The 14,868-nt window shown below is 52.5% G+C and carries 16 protein-coding genes and 1 pseudogene; 2 read left to right on the top strand and 15 right to left on the bottom strand.

Annotation, left to right across the window (positions count from 1 at the left end; all coding sequences use genetic code 11):
* Nucleotides 1-2: 2 nt before the first annotated feature.
* From JI741_RS08595 to flxA, 9 genes are all read right to left on the bottom strand, one after another.
* The gene (locus JI741_RS08595; RefSeq protein WP_236675955.1) at nt 3-1,103 is read right to left on the bottom strand and encodes a beta-ketoacyl-[acyl-carrier-protein] synthase family protein; all 1,101 of its coding nucleotides are present in this window, start codon (nt 1,101-1,103) and stop codon (nt 3-5) included.
* An 11-nt stretch (nt 1,104-1,114) separates the two neighbouring features.
* On the bottom strand, nt 1,115-1,528 hold the full coding sequence (locus JI741_RS08590; protein WP_202008632.1) for an acyl-CoA thioesterase: 414 nt from the start codon (nt 1,526-1,528) through the stop codon (nt 1,115-1,117).
* 78 nt (nt 1,529-1,606) lie between these two features.
* Nucleotides 1,607-2,251, bottom strand: a complete 645-nt coding sequence (locus JI741_RS08585) for a hypothetical protein (protein WP_202008631.1) — start codon at nt 2,249-2,251, stop codon at nt 1,607-1,609.
* Nucleotides 2,252-2,260: 9 nt separating this feature from the next.
* Nucleotides 2,261-2,686 (bottom strand): hotdog family protein, encoded by a 426-nt coding sequence (locus JI741_RS08580; protein ID WP_202008630.1) that lies wholly within the window; start codon nt 2,684-2,686, stop codon nt 2,261-2,263.
* Nucleotides 2,687-2,704: 18 nt separating this feature from the next.
* A complete protein-coding gene (locus tag JI741_RS08575) occupies nt 2,705-3,589 on the bottom strand; it encodes a lysophospholipid acyltransferase family protein (protein WP_202008629.1) in 885 nt (294 codons plus the stop codon).
* Nucleotides 3,590-3,593: 4 nt separating this feature from the next.
* Complete coding sequence (locus JI741_RS08570) at nt 3,594-3,851, bottom strand: acyl carrier protein (RefSeq protein WP_202008628.1); 258 nt, start codon at nt 3,849-3,851, stop codon at nt 3,594-3,596.
* Nucleotides 3,852-3,853: 2 nt separating this feature from the next.
* A complete protein-coding gene (locus tag JI741_RS08565) occupies nt 3,854-5,077 on the bottom strand; it encodes a beta-ketoacyl-[acyl-carrier-protein] synthase family protein (RefSeq protein ID WP_202008627.1) in 1,224 nt (407 codons plus the stop codon).
* A 167-nt stretch (nt 5,078-5,244) separates the two neighbouring features.
* Nucleotides 5,245-5,973 (bottom strand): flexirubin biosynthesis SDR family reductase FlxB, encoded by a 729-nt coding sequence (gene flxB, locus JI741_RS08560; protein ID WP_202008626.1) that lies wholly within the window; start codon nt 5,971-5,973, stop codon nt 5,245-5,247.
* Nucleotide 5,974: 1 nt separating this feature from the next.
* Complete coding sequence (gene flxA, locus JI741_RS08555) at nt 5,975-7,516, bottom strand: flexirubin biosynthesis tyrosine ammonia-lyase FlxA (protein ID WP_202008625.1); 1,542 nt, start codon at nt 7,514-7,516, stop codon at nt 5,975-5,977.
* 222 nt (nt 7,517-7,738) lie between these two features.
* Between flxA and JI741_RS08550 the strand changes: the two genes are divergently transcribed.
* Together JI741_RS08550 and JI741_RS08545 are read left to right on the top strand one after the other, a co-directional pair.
* Entirely contained in the window at nt 7,739-7,933 is a 195-nt protein-coding gene (locus JI741_RS08550) for a hypothetical protein (RefSeq protein WP_202008624.1), read from the top strand.
* Nucleotides 7,934-8,289: 356 nt separating this feature from the next.
* Complete coding sequence (locus JI741_RS08545; RefSeq protein WP_202008623.1) at nt 8,290-8,934, top strand: hypothetical protein; 645 nt, start codon at nt 8,290-8,292, stop codon at nt 8,932-8,934.
* Nucleotides 8,935-9,015: 81 nt separating this feature from the next.
* Here JI741_RS08545 and JI741_RS08540 read toward each other — a convergent pair whose 3' ends face one another.
* The 6 genes and pseudogenes from JI741_RS08540 to JI741_RS08520 all read right to left on the bottom strand — a co-directional run bounded on the left by JI741_RS08540 (nt 9,016) and on the right by JI741_RS08520 (nt 14,840).
* The gene (locus JI741_RS08540) at nt 9,016-11,856 is read right to left on the bottom strand and encodes a tetratricopeptide repeat protein (protein ID WP_202008622.1); all 2,841 of its coding nucleotides are present in this window, start codon (nt 11,854-11,856) and stop codon (nt 9,016-9,018) included.
* A gap of 369 nt (nt 11,857-12,225) precedes the next feature.
* On the bottom strand, nt 12,226-12,393 hold the full coding sequence (locus tag JI741_RS08535) for a hypothetical protein (protein ID WP_202008621.1): 168 nt from the start codon (nt 12,391-12,393) through the stop codon (nt 12,226-12,228).
* Nucleotides 12,394-12,427: 34 nt separating this feature from the next.
* A pseudogene (locus tag JI741_RS33240) lies at nt 12,428-12,869 on the bottom strand (DUF6934 family protein).
* A 194-nt stretch (nt 12,870-13,063) separates the two neighbouring features.
* Nucleotides 13,064-13,204: a hypothetical protein gene (locus tag JI741_RS08530; RefSeq protein ID WP_202008620.1), complete on the bottom strand. Its 141-nt coding sequence runs from the start codon at nt 13,202-13,204 to the stop codon at nt 13,064-13,066.
* A gap of 139 nt (nt 13,205-13,343) precedes the next feature.
* Nucleotides 13,344-13,781, bottom strand: a complete 438-nt coding sequence (locus JI741_RS08525) for a hypothetical protein (protein ID WP_202008619.1) — start codon at nt 13,779-13,781, stop codon at nt 13,344-13,346.
* Nucleotides 13,782-13,916: 135 nt separating this feature from the next.
* Nucleotides 13,917-14,840: a lysophospholipid acyltransferase family protein gene (locus JI741_RS08520; RefSeq protein ID WP_202008618.1), complete on the bottom strand. Its 924-nt coding sequence runs from the start codon at nt 14,838-14,840 to the stop codon at nt 13,917-13,919.
* Nucleotides 14,841-14,868: the final 28 nt, after the last annotated feature.

Below are 14,868 nucleotides of genomic sequence, written 5' to 3'. Positions count from 1 at the left end.
TATCAAAAATTATGTTCCTGTAAAATAATCGCAGCATTGCATCCGCCAAAACCCGACGCTGTTTTGAGGCAGGTCTTCAGCGGGCGTTGTTCCAGGGTTTGAATCACGTTCACAGCTTGCGACGTGCCCGGAGTTTCAAATCCACGGGTGGGCAGCAGTTCGTCGTGCTTCAGGCTTTCGGCGCTCATAATCATCTCCACCACGCCGGCGGCGCCAAGGGTGTGTCCGAAATATCCTTTCAAACTGTTCAGCGGTGTGTTCTCCAGCCCGGTGCGGTTAAAGGCCTTCGCTTCCATCTCGTCGTTGTAGAGTGTGGCTGTGCCGTGGGCGGAAATAAAATCAATATCGTTTTCGGTAAGGTTCGATTCTTCCAGTGCCTGGCGAATGGCGTAGCCCAGTTCTTCGCCGGTGCGCGAAGGTCCGGAGATATGGTTGGCATCGTTGCTCAAACCTCCACCTTCTATGCTGATGACCGGTTTCGCACCCAACGCATCGGGGTTCACCGTCAGCACCATGGCCGCGGCGCTTTCGCCGAGGTTGATGCCTTTGCGGGCCGCATCGAACGGGCGACATACTTCGGGCGTGAGGGCCTGCAGGCTTTGAAAGCCCGACACCACAAAGCGGCTCACGGCATCGGCACCCAGCACCACGGCATGATCATACTGTCCCGCCAGCAACAACCGCTTCGCCACAATGGCGGCCATCACACCCGAGATACAGGCGTTAGACACCACGCGATAGTTGGTGAGGCCAATTTGCGCAGCCAGCATTTTGGCTACGGCGTGCAGGTGTATGCGTGGATGATCGGCGCGACCTTCTTCCAGAAAAGAGATGTTGCCTTTGGTGGTGGATAAAATAAAAACCGTGCGCGTCGGGGGAAGGGCCACCGTCTGCATCAGCGATTGCAATGCACGCTGACATAAATATTCAAAGCGACTCACCTCCTCGGTAGACGACACGCCCTCGATCAGGGCACCATAGAAAGGATCTTTGCTAAACGACGCGTCGTTGATCTGACGGATGCCCGTGCGACCGGCGCGAAGGTTTTTATAGTTCTCCGCGGTGGTCCAGCCCAATGGCGACACGATGCAGTCTGCAACCATCCACACCCGCTTCATCCGATCTGTTTTGATTTCCAGGCTTCGAAGAAAGCCGGTATGGTAAATTGTAGTTCAAAGCTCTTGGCATCCACAAACACTTGTGTTGACGAGCCGGTGGCCACCAGGCTTCTGGTTTCCGCGTCGTAGATGCGGTAGTCGAAGTGCAGCTTGGCGGCGCGTGTGGGCATGTAGATGGTTTCCACAATCACCGAGTCGCCATAGCGCAACGGCTTTTTGTAGTCGCAGTTCACAGACACCACCGGAACGGCCAGGCCTTGTTTGTAGAAGTCGAGGTAGGATATGCCGTGCACTTTGCCAAAGGCTTCGCGGCCGTCTTCAAAGTAGCGCAGGTAGTGTCCATGCCAGACTATGCCCAGGGGATCGGCTTCATTGAAGCGTACGAGTATTTCGGTTTGGTGTGTCAGCACGTATTCTGTAAATCGTTTGGTTTGTTCCGGATTTGTTGGCGACGTTCGGTGTCACGCGCTTCCTCACAGGCCGTGTCTCTAAGGGCGATAGTATTTCTTTCGCCACGCTTCAAATCCATATTTTTTGTTGCCGATCTTCTCGATCACTTTCAGCACACAGCCTGCCCAATAGTTGCGCAGACCGGCGCCGCCCGGAGGGGCCGTGAGCCGTTCGGTGAACAGCACTTCTTTCGAATCAAGGTTGATGAAGGTGGCATAGATCGAACCTTCGGAGTTTGTTTTGCTAAAGCTCTCCACGTTAAACATGAGGCCGATGCCCGTCAGTCCGTGAAAGTCGTAGCCGGCAATGATCTCTTCGATGTCGCTCACCTTCAGGCGCAGGTAGTCTTTCTCCTGGTCCGAAAACATACTGAGCGCTTCCAGTTCGGAGTTGCGTCCCTTCACGGCTTCGATCGAGTTCTCTACTTTCTTGCGGTCAATCACTTTGGCGATGTCGAACTTGTCGGATTCTTTCAGGATCAAATCGTTCCACGAATCCATCAGGTGATGCACGTCCGATTCGGATCCGAATTTCTCGCGGTCGCCAATAAATTTTGCATTCGAAAAATCCAGACCCAGCCAGGTCACCGTCACTTCCGGACGAAACACATCGCTTTTGGTCTGTGCCAGCGCCGGCAGCGTGGCCAGCAGTGTGATGAGCAGAAATATTCTTTTCAGGTTCATATTCAAAAATCAGGATTGCAGTTTAGCGAAGATGCGCATCTCGCACGAGGCAAGCACTTTCCCCTCCTGCTCCACTTTGCCCTGCACCACCGTGATGTCGAGCACCTTGTTCACAATTTCCACCGACGTGGTGATGGTGGTGTTGTGTTTGGGCAGCACATCGATCTTCAAACTTTTCACCGCGGCAATGTAGCCGATGGGAATGGGTATGTTTTTCTTGGAGCACTGATAGCCCACGTGCACGGCGGCCGTCTGGGCAATGTTTTCAACAAGTCCGGGTTCCATAAACTGGCCGTCTTTCACAAAGATATTCGCGGGATCGATGGCCAGTTGGGTCACGGCGTGGTCGTCGCTTGCTTCCACCAGGTTGTGCACCATCACGATGGGTGTGCGCTGGGGGATGTATTGAATGATTTCGTCTTGGTTTGCTAACATTGGCAGCGCAAAAATTGATTATTTTCCCCAAAAGTTAAAATAATTAAACCACTGATCGGGGTAGGCCTTCACTTTTTGTTCCAGCTGTTCCACGAACGCCGACAGCAGTCGCTGCATGAATTCGGCCTTGGTTTCGTCGTCGCCCCGGGTGAACGGTGAGCTGCCGTAGAAGTGATAGTGCGTGGCCGTTTCCTTGAAGGCAAACACGATCGACACCGGCACGCGGAAACTCGCCGACAACAGGAACGGCCCCACGGGAAACGGCGCATCTTCTCCCAGCAAGGGCATGCGCGCGGTTTTGTTGCCCTCCAGAAACCGGTCGGCGTGCAGGCAGATCAGCTCGTTGTTTTGCAGCGCCTCGCCCATGGCATACACGTGCGACATGTCTTCTTTGATGACGATGATGCGCAGGTTGCGGCCACCCGTCACACTCTCCAGATAGTCTTTGATGCGCTGGTGTTCGCCGTCATACATCACCACGTTTACGCGTGTTTCCAGGCGGCGCAACAGATGGCCCGCGGCTTCCCAGTTGCCCACGTGGGCGCTGATGAGAATGCCACCCTTGCCGCCCTTCACCATGTCGCGCAGGTTCTGTTCGCCGTCAAAGTCGTAGGTAAAGCGATTGCCGATGCCGGCCATCACCACCACTTTGTCGAGCAGGGTCTGCCCGAACACATAATAGTTTCGATAGAGGTGCACCCACGATTTGAAGGTGCTATAGCCATGACGGCGACGGAAGTAGTGGAGAATGTGACGCGACGAACTCCACGAAAAAAGGAAGTAGTAGAAGGCCACAAAACGCAGCACAAAGTAGGCCGGCAGCACGCCAAGCGTTTTGATGATAAAAACAAAAATGCGGTACCCCAGCGGATTGCCCTTGGATCTGCCTTGCCAGCGCGGCATAGGCTTAGGACGCTACTTTCTCAGACAGGCGGTGCTCCACGTAATCGTAGAAGCTTTGGAAGGTGTCGATGTTTGTGAAATCCTCGGGCTTCACCTTGAAGCCAAAGTTGCTTTCAATCACCACCACAAGATCAATATAATCGAGGCTATCGAGTTCAAGCGTTTCCCGGAGGTTCGCGGCGGCCGTGATCTTCCCGGGGTCTACTTCGAATTCGTCTACCAGAAAACCGTTGATCTTTTCAACTATAACTTTTGTTTCCATCACTAGTTGCTCCACTTTTTAACAATCAAACTCGAGTTTGTTCCTCCAAATCCGAAGGAATTTGACAAAAATACATCAATATTTTTATTCATTGTCTTCGCGATGATATTCAAACGGGCCGAATCCTCGTCGGGTGTTTCAAAGTTGATGTTAGGTGCAATGAAAGAATGCTCCATCATGAGCATGGAATACACGATTTCACTGGCTCCAGCCATCCAGCACTCGTGTCCGGTCATCGATTTGGTTGAGCTGACCGGTGTATGATTTTCGCCAAAAACATCGAATATGGCGCGGGCTTCGCTGGCGTCGCCGGCCGGTGTGGAAGTGGCGTGGGCGTTCACGTAGTCGATATCGGCCGAATTGAGCCCCGAGCTTTTCATGGCCATGCGCAACGAGCGCGCGGGGCCCTGCACGGTGGGGTTCGAAATGTGTTCGCCGTTCGACGAGAAGCCGTAGCCAATCACCTCGCCCAATATTTTTGCACCGCGGCGCTGTGCCGACTCCAGGCTCTCCAGAATCACCGTGGCCGCTCCCCCGCTGGGCACCAGGCCATCGCGGTTTTTGTCGAACGGTCGCGACGCTCCCGCGGGGTTGTCGTGACGGATAGAGAATGCACCGAGGGCGTCGAAGTTGCCCATCGAGAACACGTTCATTTCTTGTGCGCCACCACACACAATGCAGTCCTGCATGCCGTTCCGGATAAACATGGCGCCCAATCCGATGGCGTGTGAGCCGCTGGCACAAGCCGCGCTCACGGTAAAGTTTATGCCCTTCAGCCGGAAGATGGTGGCGAGGTTCATGTTCACGGTGGAGTTGAGCACCTGAAACACGTTGCCCGAACCCACCAGCATGGTGTCTTTCTTTTCGCGTATGATGTCGATGGCTTCGATCACCGGCGCGGCCGAAGTGTCGTTGCCGTAGATAATGCCCAGCTCGTGTTTGTCGATATAGTCCTGGTCGAGACCGGCCTGTTGCATCGCTTCCACGGTGGCCATATAGGCATACTCGCCCTGTTCGGGCAGCATCACGCGCGCACGACGATCCAACACGCCCTTCAGCACGGGTCTTTCCACAAATCCCGTGAGGCTGGAGCGATAGCCCATCTCGGTGCGCTTCGGGTCGACAATGATTCCGGATTTGCCCGCATGAAGCGACTTTAGCACCTCATCGCGGTTTTTGCCGATGCACGAGTAGACCCCCAAACCAGTTATAACAACTCTGTTCATTCAGAAATCAAATGCTTGTAAATGTTAACAGTGACGCCGCCGCCTTGTTTATCGGCATGCATACCTTTCACTAAACCGCAAAAATATAGTTTAAATTTGTGATTATCCTAACGGGCCCGCGCAAAGTGAAACCTTTCGTTTTCGGCCCCGGAATTCGGAAATCCGGATCAGGAATATAGTCCTCCGTTGATGGAGATCACGTTGCCCGTGATGTAGGACGCCCGGGCGGACGCCAGGAACACCACGGCATCGGCCACCTCTTCGGGTTCGCCAAAGCGTTTCATGGGCACCAGCGCTTTCAGCTCGGCCTCGTTCAGATCCTGTGTCATGTCGGTTTTGATAAATCCGGGAGCCACGGCATTCACGGTCACCCCGCGACGCGCCACTTCCTGGGCCAGCGCTTTGGTGGCGCCGATCACCCCGGCTTTGGCGGCCGAGTAGTTTGTTTGACCGGGCATGCCTTTCAGACCCGACAGCGACACCACGCTCACAATGCGGCCATAACGGTTGGCCAACATGCCGCTCACCACCTGGCGCGTCACATAGTAGAACGCGTCGAGGCTTGAGCCCAGGACATTTTTCCATTGCTCGTCGGTCATCCAGATCATGAGGGCGTCTTCGCGGACGCCGGCGTTGTTCACCAGCACTTCCACCACTTTCTCTTTGTTGGCTTCAATCCAGCCACCCAACACGCTGTCGACTTCGGTTTTGTTAGACACGTCGAACTTCATCAGTTCGGCCGTCACATTTTTTTCGCGCACGAGGGCCGCGGTTTTTTCGGCTTCGGCGTCGTTGCTTTTATAATTGATGAGGATGTGAAAGCCCGCTTCGGCAAGCTTCACACACACGGCACGACCAATGCCGCGCGATCCTCCGGTAACTAAAGCGTATTTCATTTTATAGTTTCGTGGTTGCTCCCAACGTCACCAGGTATTTGCGCACCGCCTGTATGTCTTTGTAGAGCGGCTTGTCTTCGAGGATAGGCCCCACTACACCGCGCACTTCTTCATAGAATTTGTGCGTGAACGTAGACAGGCGTGGCTGCACTTTCAGATAGTCGATGGCTTGCGCCAGCGCCATGGTCTGGATGGCCAGCACGTCGAAGGCGTTGTCGATGACCTTGCGTGTCATGAGGGCCGCGTTGCAACCCATGCTCACGATGTCCTGGTTGTCGTTGTTGTTGGAGATGCTGTGCAGGTACATGGGGAACGACAGCGTCTGGTTTTCGGCGGTAGTGCTGGTGGCGGTGAACTGCATGCCCTGCAAGCCCAGGTTCAACCCAAGCGTGCCCAGGTTGATGAAGGGCGACAGCTTCTGGTTCAGCTTGTCGTTCAGCAGGTAGTTGAGCTGGCGTTCCGACAGCATGGTGAGCTTGGTCATCACGATCTTCAGCTTGTCCATGGCCAGTGCCACATAGTCGCCGTGGAAGTTGCCACCGTGATACACGTTCTCGCGTTCGTGGTCAATCACGGGGTTGTCGTTCACGGAGTTCACTTCGTCTTCCACCACTTTGCGCACTTCGGCCAGCGTGTCGAACACCGGTCCGAGAATCTGGGGCACACAGCGGAGCGAGTAGTATTCCTGCACCTTGTCGGTGAAGATGGCCTCCTCGATCTTGCGATGGTAGAGGTGGTCGGGACGTTTGCGTATGAGTTTGCTATCTGCCAAAAGTCCGCGGATGGCTTCCGCCACCTTCGACTGGCCGGGGTGATGCTTCACGTGGTTGAGTTCTGACGAGAAATGGTCATCAAACGATTTCATCAGCTCGTTGGTGATGGCCGAAAGGATCACCGAACAGTTGAGCAGATATTGGGCGTGGATGAGGTTCACCATGCCGATGCCGGTCATGGCCGAGGTGCCGTTCATGAGGGCCAGGCCTTCGCGCAAGTGCACGTCGAGCGGCTGGATGTTTTGTGCGGCATACACATCTTTGGTAGACTGCAGCTTGCCGTCGGCAAACACTTCGCCTTCGCCAATGAGGTTCAGCGCGAGGTGGGCCAGTTGCACCAGGTCGCCGCTGGCGCCTACACCGCCGCGTTCGAAAATGCAGGCGGTAATTTTTTTGTTCAGCAAGTCACGCAACAGCGACACGGCCGTGGGATGCACACCCGACGATGCCTGCATGAGGCTGCTGAGGCGGGCCAGCATGGTGGCGCGGGCCAGGTCTTCGGCAATGGGCTGACCTGCACCCGAGCTGTGGCTGCGGATGAGGTTGAACTGCAACTGGCGCTGATCGCTTTCGCTGATCTTGTATTGCGCCATAGGGCCCAACCCGGTGTTTATGCCGTAGATGATCTTGTGCTGAGAATATGTTTTGAGAAAGGTAAAATTGCGCTCCACTTTATCTACCGCAGCAGTATCCAATTCCACACGTTCTCCCTGATAGAGAACCTTTTCGAAATCTGCGACCGACAGTCTTTCCTGTCCAACTTTAATCATATGCGCGTATCCAGGTTTAAAAAATTAGGCTTAAAAACGGCCGCAAAATAGCAAAGCGACGGGGATATTCATAAAGGATTCACAAAGGAGGAATATTTTGTTGGAGGGTGGAAACCACACACACCGATAAGAGACTGAGGCTGTGGCCGATTTCGGGTAGGGCACCAACCACCCCGCCTGTACTTTTTTGTACTTTTGGCTCCCGCTCCAACAAATCGTCACATGATTTTCAACATCCTCTATGCATTGATCGTGCTGGCCTGGCTTGCCAGGATTGTCCGGCATGTTCTCATTTCTGTAGAAAACAAGGAATCGCCGAAATACATCACGGTGGTCCGCTATTCTATCCTTGCCGTGCTGGCCCTCGCGGCGGTGCAGTTGGTTGAATATTTACTCAACACGGCGTTCGCGAAGTAGATCAACATTAATCCGCCTCCCTGTTTTCATTTGGGCCAGGGCAACATGTTACAATCAGAACATGAATTGGGACAAATCCGATATCCCCTCGAATCATTCTGATCATACTTTTAGTTCACGTTTTGCATCCGGCTCCGGAGCATTTGCAAAGACATCTATCTATACGCTTTAATCGATAGACCGGAAGGTCGTGGGTAACGTCTCGTGGCGATGTGAACCCAGGCCGCATGCTGCGCTGCCCAGGGCAAACACCACGCGGTGAGCGCTCGGGCAGCGAGGTGTGCTCGTCCGGGGCCGTGACTGAACTGTGATACTGTTTTATTCAGAACCAAAATCAAACTAACCCTCTCCTCATCATGAAAAAAACATACTTCCTTCTGTGCCTGCTGCTGGCAACCTCCTGTTCAAAAGATTCGGACGTAGATCCGGATGTGAACCCTGCAGAGGAACTTGGCTATCCTCACGACTGGGTTTTCACCAAAGATGAATCCACCCAGGAACAAGACCCGTCGGTCGCCAAGTATACCTACATCTACACAAACCTGACGGCCATGTTTCGCAAGGATATATTAAAATCATATCCCCTGAAAGAACTGGTGAAGGAGAAACACTGCCTGTTTCATGTGGCCGAGATTCCTTGCGACGGCGCGAAACCATGCTATAGCATTCAATTAGTCGACGACGAAAGACTCTTCCTGGGCGCTGGTCCTTCCACGAACAAAGAGGAGGTGCACCTTTTCATTCTTCACGGCGAGAAAATTGTTCCAGTGGGCAGCCCGGCCTATTACATTCCCACGGGTGAGGACTATTCTATGTTTTACATCCACAAAATGCCCGACGAAAAAGGAGTGAAGACCGTGGCTATAGAATGTGTGGGAATGCCGGGGTGGTTTATTTCCGATACGCAACCCGGCTTCAACTACGCGGCGAATGTAATGACCCTGCAGCACGAATCCAGCCCCGAGGACGCACCCAAGTGGCAAGTGCGAAGCGTCAATTGACATTTCGACACGTCGTGACATACTGCGAACGTGCACAGGCAAACCAACCAACAGGGCTGCGCACCGCGTGGCCCTTCATGGCTACACGCTCACTGCGCTGACCACAAACTCGGAGGGCGTCATGCCGGTATGGTCTTTAAACGTCTTGCTGAAATGCGACACGTTGTTAAAGCCACAGTCGTAGGCTACCTGACTTACCTGTGCGTCTTTCAATACCAGATATTGCTTCGCTTTTTCCAGCCGGAAAGTTCTGATAAACTCTCCTGTGGACTGATCGGTGAGCGCTTTCAGTTTACGATGCAGTTGCATGCGGCTCAACCCAATCTCGCGGTTAAACTCCTCCACGCCAAAACCGGAATCCGAGAACTTGTTTTCCAGAATGGTCCGTATCTTCTGAAGAAATCCCGCATCGACCGATGTCACCACGATGTCTTTGGGCTGTAGTGTAAATTCCTGGCGATAGAGTTTGCGCAGTTTTCGTCGCTGTTCAATGAGGTTACCCACGCGCACCTGCAATTCCTGCACATCAAAGGGTTTCACCAGGTAGTCGTCGGCACCACGCTGCAAGCCATCAAGCTTACTTTGCTGACCGGTCCGTGCGGTGAGCATCACCACCGGGATGTGACTTGTCGCCAACGTCTCCTTCAATTTTCCGCAAAAGGTGGTGCCATCCATGCGTGGCATCATCACATCGGTGATCACCAGGTCAGGAATGATTGCCTGCGTTTTTTCCCAGGCTTGCACGCCGTCTGCTGCTTCGGCTATCCGATAGTCGGCTTTCAGGATGTTGCGAATAAACGATCGCATGTCTGAGTTGTCTTCTGCAACTAAGATAAGGGGACGTTCTTCGTTTGTGTCTTCTTCCATTGCCGGGTGATCTTCCGCATTCGTCAGTTCATACCAAGAAGAGTTTGTAGCGACATGCTCGCTGCGGGCTTGCAAGAAATCTTCTGGTTGATAGTGATCGCGCGCTATGGGCAAGGTGAGCGTGAACGTGCTTCCCGAACCTTCTGTGCTGGTTAGCTGTAGCGTGCCGCGATGCACTTCGGCCAGTTCCTTTGCCAACGCCAGGCCAATGCCCGTGCCCTCGGTTGAGCGCGTGGGCGAATCGTCAACCTGATAAAAACGATCGAAGATAAACGGAACGTGGTGCGCGGGTATTCCAATGCCATTGTCGCTGACGCTGAGTGTGAGCACCGATGTCATGCTCACGTCCACCACAATCTGCCCGCCATCGGGGGTGAACTTAAACGCGTTCGACACCAGGTTATAGATGATCTTTTCCAGTTTATCGCGGTCAACAAAACCGGCGGCAACGTCGCTGTTCACATTCACCAGGTAGTCGATGCCCCGCTGATCGGCCTGCGATTGAAAGACCGAACACAACGTGTCAATCAGGCGACGCACATCCAGCTCCTCCAGTTGCAATTTCATCTTGCCCGACTCGATACGCGACAAGTCCAGCAACTGATTGATGAGCACATGCAGTCGCGTGGCATTGCGATGCATCATGCGGATGTCGTCGGGCGGCAAACCGGCTTCGGGTTGCGACAGGTATTTTTGAAGCGGACTGATGATGAGCGTCAACGGTGTCCGGAATTCGTGCGAGATGTTGGCAAAGAACCTGGATTTTGTGGAGTCTAGCTGTTTCAGTTTTTCGGCCATACGTTGTTTAATCCTATAGCGATTAAACAACACGCCGATCAACAACAGCGACAACACGGCAACCCCAACGAGGTAGGCCCGCTGGGTTCGCTGCTTCTCCAGTTGCAGGGTTTTGATTTGATTTTCTGCGTGAAGCGCGTTGATCTCGCTCTCCTTTTTTTCGCTTTGATATTTTGCTTCAAGTTCATTGGCCGCCTCTTCATCGCGAAGTTTCTCCAGGCTGTCTTTCAGGGTTGTGTAGTGCACATAATTTTCATGTGCCAGGCGATACTGTTTTTCTGCCGAATAGATTTTGCTCTTGCCCAGGTACCCATCCATCACCAGCGACACGAGGCGCTTCTTCCGCGCAAAGAGCATGGCCGAGTCAAAGTAAACTATGGCCTTGCCGGGTTTGTTCAACTCAAACAAGGCGTCGGCACTGGCGTTGAAGTCGTAGGTCATGCCCACCGAATCGGGTATGGTTCGTTTGATACGAAGCGCCTTTGCATAATAGTCCAGCGCGACGGTGAATTTCTGAAGTTCAAAATAGATGTTGCCCACGTTGGTGTAGGTCTCCCCCAACTCTCTTCGCTCGCCCGACTTCTGATATACGCCCAACGCCACGTCGTATTTTTTCAGGGCCTCGTCAAATCGTTTCTGCTTGCGATATATTCTGCCCAGCAACCGGTTGGCATACGCGATAGACGATTGCCTTTTTAGTCTCACCGCAATGTCGGCACACCGCAGCGCGTAGGCTTCGGCCTTGTCGTGGTTCCCCAAAAGATATTGGATGTTGCCGATGTTCGACAGGCTTTGTGTGAGCCCATCGTCGTTGTGAAACTTCTCGAAGATTTCTGTGGCGCGGATATAGTGTTCCGATGCGACCTCAAAATTATTTTCTTCCTTGGCCACATTCCCCAGCATGTTGTATACAAAACCGGTGTTCACTTCATCTTCCTTGCTTCGCTTCAGCGCCAGGCTTTTGGTTAAGGTTGCGCGGGCAGAATCCAGCTTTTGTTGTCGCACATAAACGATGCTTAATTCCAGATAAACCGTAGACAACAAGGACGTGTGTTTTTCGGTCACGCCAATACCAACCGCCTTGCTCAGGACTTCGCGTGCCTCTTCATAGTTGCTGGTGCGGGCATAGAGCGCCCCCAGTTTTGTCAGGCTTTCCATAATCAACTTGCTGTCTTTTGTTTCTTCAGCAAGGCCTAAGGCTTGTTTGCTATACCCGATTGCCAGGACGGGCTCCAGGGCATCGGCGAGCAGATGCAACGTTCGGATTTTTATATCGGAAGAAGTGGCCTGTTGCACTTGCCCCTTCAGGCTATCGACACGGTGTGTGTTTTTTTGTGCGGTAGAAATTCGGCAGAGAAAAGTCAATAGGATCAATACCGAAACGAAAGCCCGGGTGTTTACATAGTTCGCTATGGAATATAAAGCCCCCATCCGTTTGAACGGCATCCGCATAAGCGGTCTGTCTAAGCAATTTAAGACAATTTCAGGACTTAACTTGAGGATGGATGTTTGAATCCGGAGAGGATTCTTAGAAGGAGCGTCGGGGCATGCTTAGGCAAGATCTCCGAACCAGGAGCCCGAAGGAGATCACACCCGTAGAAGTGGTGACTTGTGGGAAGTGAATTATTATTTCAATCCTTTCACAAACTCATCCCAATTGGAGTTCTTCAAGATCTCTACGGCCTTCTCATCTTTTTCCATGAAGTGAGGACTATTCAAAGCGCGATTCATTTCAGCTTTGGAAATAGTGCTTCTTTTCAGGGTTTCGGTTTTGCTCTTTTTTGATGCAGTCATTTTCATATCTGTTTGTTTTGATAAAGTTACTAAATTAGATGGTCACCATAAAACCGTCGTAGTTTTGTCTCTTACGAAACTCTTCCCATTCCGTCCTCCGCAAGCCATATACATTAAAGCGTAGTGGAATTTCCTCTAAGTGTTTTGATAGTAGAATTTGATAAAGTCTGTTTCTGGATGGAGAATTGCCGAATGCGAACACATAGGTGTTTGGATGATGCTGAAAAAAAATCCGAATAGACTCAACAACTGTCATCAAAATCTTGTCTCTGTCACCATTGTTTGACACTACGTCATAGCGTACCGTATTGGTTTCATGCTCTACATCTCCCAACGATATTAAACATCTTGGATGAGTATGTCCGAAGCAATCTATACCGAATTATTTTGCCGATCCTGCCCCGGGGCCCCTCGCTACAAAAGGTATACGTTAAATATTCATGATCGGGTGAAATGTCGTAGTGAGGCAAATCCATAGCACAACTTTTTTAAACAGGGGGGACACGAAAAATCCAGCCATAAGATTAATCGTCACCACTGAAAAATTCTTGCAGTGCATAAAAATTCAAGAATATTTTGTAAGCCTACGAAATCACCCAAAGGCTTTCACGCTTATTGCCAAAAATGCTCCGCTTATCTAGCGCATCTCCGAGCCAGAGCCCGAAGGAGATCACAACACCTTCATCCATTCGTCCCAGTCTGCGTTCTTCATCATCTCCGTCGCCTGGTCATCTTTTGCTTTGAATTGCTCACTGCTTAGAACCCGACCCAACTTTTCCTTGGATGGTCCCTTCTCCTGAAGCTTCTTCACTGTTCGTTTTTTTTTGCGACGTTTTCATTGGTTTAAAATTACTAAATCAGTTTCTGTTCCTGCGAAATGCTTTTAGAGACAGAACCCTTCACTGCTCCGTAAGGCAAGAGTAAGCCCTGACACTGAAAAAACTTTGCAGTTAAGTAAAGAGTCGCACGAGGGCATATACAACAAGGTTGGGCACTACCGTGCAAAGGTTCTCGTCATATACAACAGTATTGAGCACTACCGTGCCAGTATTGGGGCTTACCACGTCAGTGCAAACGTCTGGTGTGTCTTGCATGAGCCTTACCGTGTCAGTGTAAACGTCTGGTGTGTCTTGCATGAGCACTACCGTGTCAGTGTAAACGTCTGGTGTGTCTTGCATGAGCACTACCGTGTCAGTGCAAACGTCTGGTGTGTCTTGCATGAGCACTACCGTGTCAGTGTAAACGTCTGGTGTGTCTTGCATGAGCACTACCGTGACAGTGCAAACGTCTGGTGTGTCTTGCATGGGCACTACCGTGTCAGTGCAAACGTCTGGTGTGTCTTGCATGAGCACTACCGTGACAGTGCAAACGTCTGGCGCGTCTTGCATGAGCGCTACCGCAAGAGTTTAAACGGCATTCGCGAAAGTGTTGAGCCCTGCGGTAAGCGTGCAAACGCCTTTTGCGGGAGTTTTGGGGGCCGACCATCGCCGCCCAAACGGACCTGCTCAAAAATGACGCTTTGCCTAGCTTATCTCCTCTCCCGGCTTCGTTTTCCAGCGTTCGTGCATCCACACCCATTGCTCGGGGTGCTGGCGAATGGTGGCTTCGATAAAATTGGTGAGCACCTGCGTGTTGTAGACCATGTCCACTTCGTCGTCGCCGGTAATTTTCATGGGCACTTCGGGGAGGATGTGCATGTGTTGGAGGCCGTCGGCCCCGAGGTAAACATAGGTGGGCACAACGGCGGCGCCGGTCTTCAGGGCCAGCACGGTGGCGCCAACCGGGGTGGCGGCGGGTTTGCCAAAGAAGTTCACAAATCGGCTTTTCACTTTTGTGTCCTGGTCGATGAGCAGGGCCACCGAGCCACCGGATTTCAGCACCTTGATGAGGCGGAACGTTTCGCGGCCGCGCTCAATGGCCACGGCGCCATATTTGTTTCGATAGTCCCACAGCAGGGCGTTGAGGCGCTCGTCTTTGAGGGGTGTGCCAATGATGTTGGGGTTGAGGCCGCGAAGGGCCATGTTGCTTACCTGCAGGTCGAAGGCGCCCATGTGCAGCGTGAGAAAGATCACGCCCTTTCCTTTTTTGGTGGCCACTTCATAGTGCTCGAGGCCTTCGGTTGTCAGAAAGGCTTCGAGGCCGGCCAGGTCTTTCACACGGGTGGCGCGCAGCATCTCGCCGGTGTTGGCGCCCAGCATGCGGAACACTTTCTTGGCCATTTTTTTGACCTGGGATGGGGTCAATTCGGGGCCATAAGCAAACGCCAGGTGATCCAGCACCTGGTGACGCGTTTTGGTGGCAAACGTGTAGGCGATGCGTCCCAGCCCTTGGCAGAATTTCAGCCACCAGCGGCGGGGCATGGCCGCCGACAGAGAAATCAAAAACTTAACAAATCGGTAAACTATGGCGTACCGTATCTTTCTTCTTATTTCTTTAGCATTCGACATGAAGGGCCAAAGATAAGATTTAAGAAGT

This window comes from Chryseolinea lacunae (assembly GCF_016735595.1).
Lineage (GTDB): Bacteria > Bacteroidota > Bacteroidia > Cytophagales > Cyclobacteriaceae > Chryseolinea > Chryseolinea lacunae.
Note: the sequence above shows the minus strand (reverse complement) of the source record. Positions and strands in the feature narration are given on the sequence as shown.

Coding starts and splice junctions, on each gene's coding strand:
- JI741_RS08585 (WP_202008631.1), bottom strand. CDS start 2,251: ATGAACCTGAAAAGAATATTTCTGCTCATCACACTGCTGGCCACGCTG.
- JI741_RS08545 (WP_202008623.1), top strand. CDS start 8,290: ATGAAAAAAACATACTTCCTTCTGTGCCTGCTGCTGGCAACCTCCTGT.
- JI741_RS08595 (WP_236675955.1), bottom strand. CDS start 1,103: ATGGTTGCAGACTGCATCGTGTCGCCATTGGGCTGGACCACCGCGGAG.
- JI741_RS08535 (WP_202008621.1), bottom strand. CDS start 12,393: ATGACTGCATCAAAAAAGAGCAAAACCGAAACCCTGAAAAGAAGCACT.
- JI741_RS08520 (WP_202008618.1), bottom strand. CDS start 14,840: ATGTCGAATGCTAAAGAAATAAGAAGAAAGATACGGTACGCCATAGTT.
- JI741_RS08570 (WP_202008628.1), bottom strand. CDS start 3,851: ATGGAAACAAAAGTTATAGTTGAAAAGATCAACGGTTTTCTGGTAGAC.
- JI741_RS08565 (WP_202008627.1), bottom strand. CDS start 5,077: ATGAACAGAGTTGTTATAACTGGTTTGGGGGTCTACTCGTGCATCGGC.
- JI741_RS08580 (WP_202008630.1), bottom strand. CDS start 2,686: ATGTTAGCAAACCAAGACGAAATCATTCAATACATCCCCCAGCGCACA.
- JI741_RS08525 (WP_202008619.1), bottom strand. CDS start 13,781: ATGCAAGACGCGCCAGACGTTTGCACTGTCACGGTAGTGCTCATGCAA.
- flxA (WP_202008625.1), bottom strand. CDS start 7,516: ATGATTAAAGTTGGACAGGAAAGACTGTCGGTCGCAGATTTCGAAAAG.
- JI741_RS08575 (WP_202008629.1), bottom strand. CDS start 3,589: ATGCCGCGCTGGCAAGGCAGATCCAAGGGCAATCCGCTGGGGTACCGC.
- JI741_RS08550 (WP_202008624.1), top strand. CDS start 7,739: ATGATTTTCAACATCCTCTATGCATTGATCGTGCTGGCCTGGCTTGCC.
- flxB (WP_202008626.1), bottom strand. CDS start 5,973: ATGAAATACGCTTTAGTTACCGGAGGATCGCGCGGCATTGGTCGTGCC.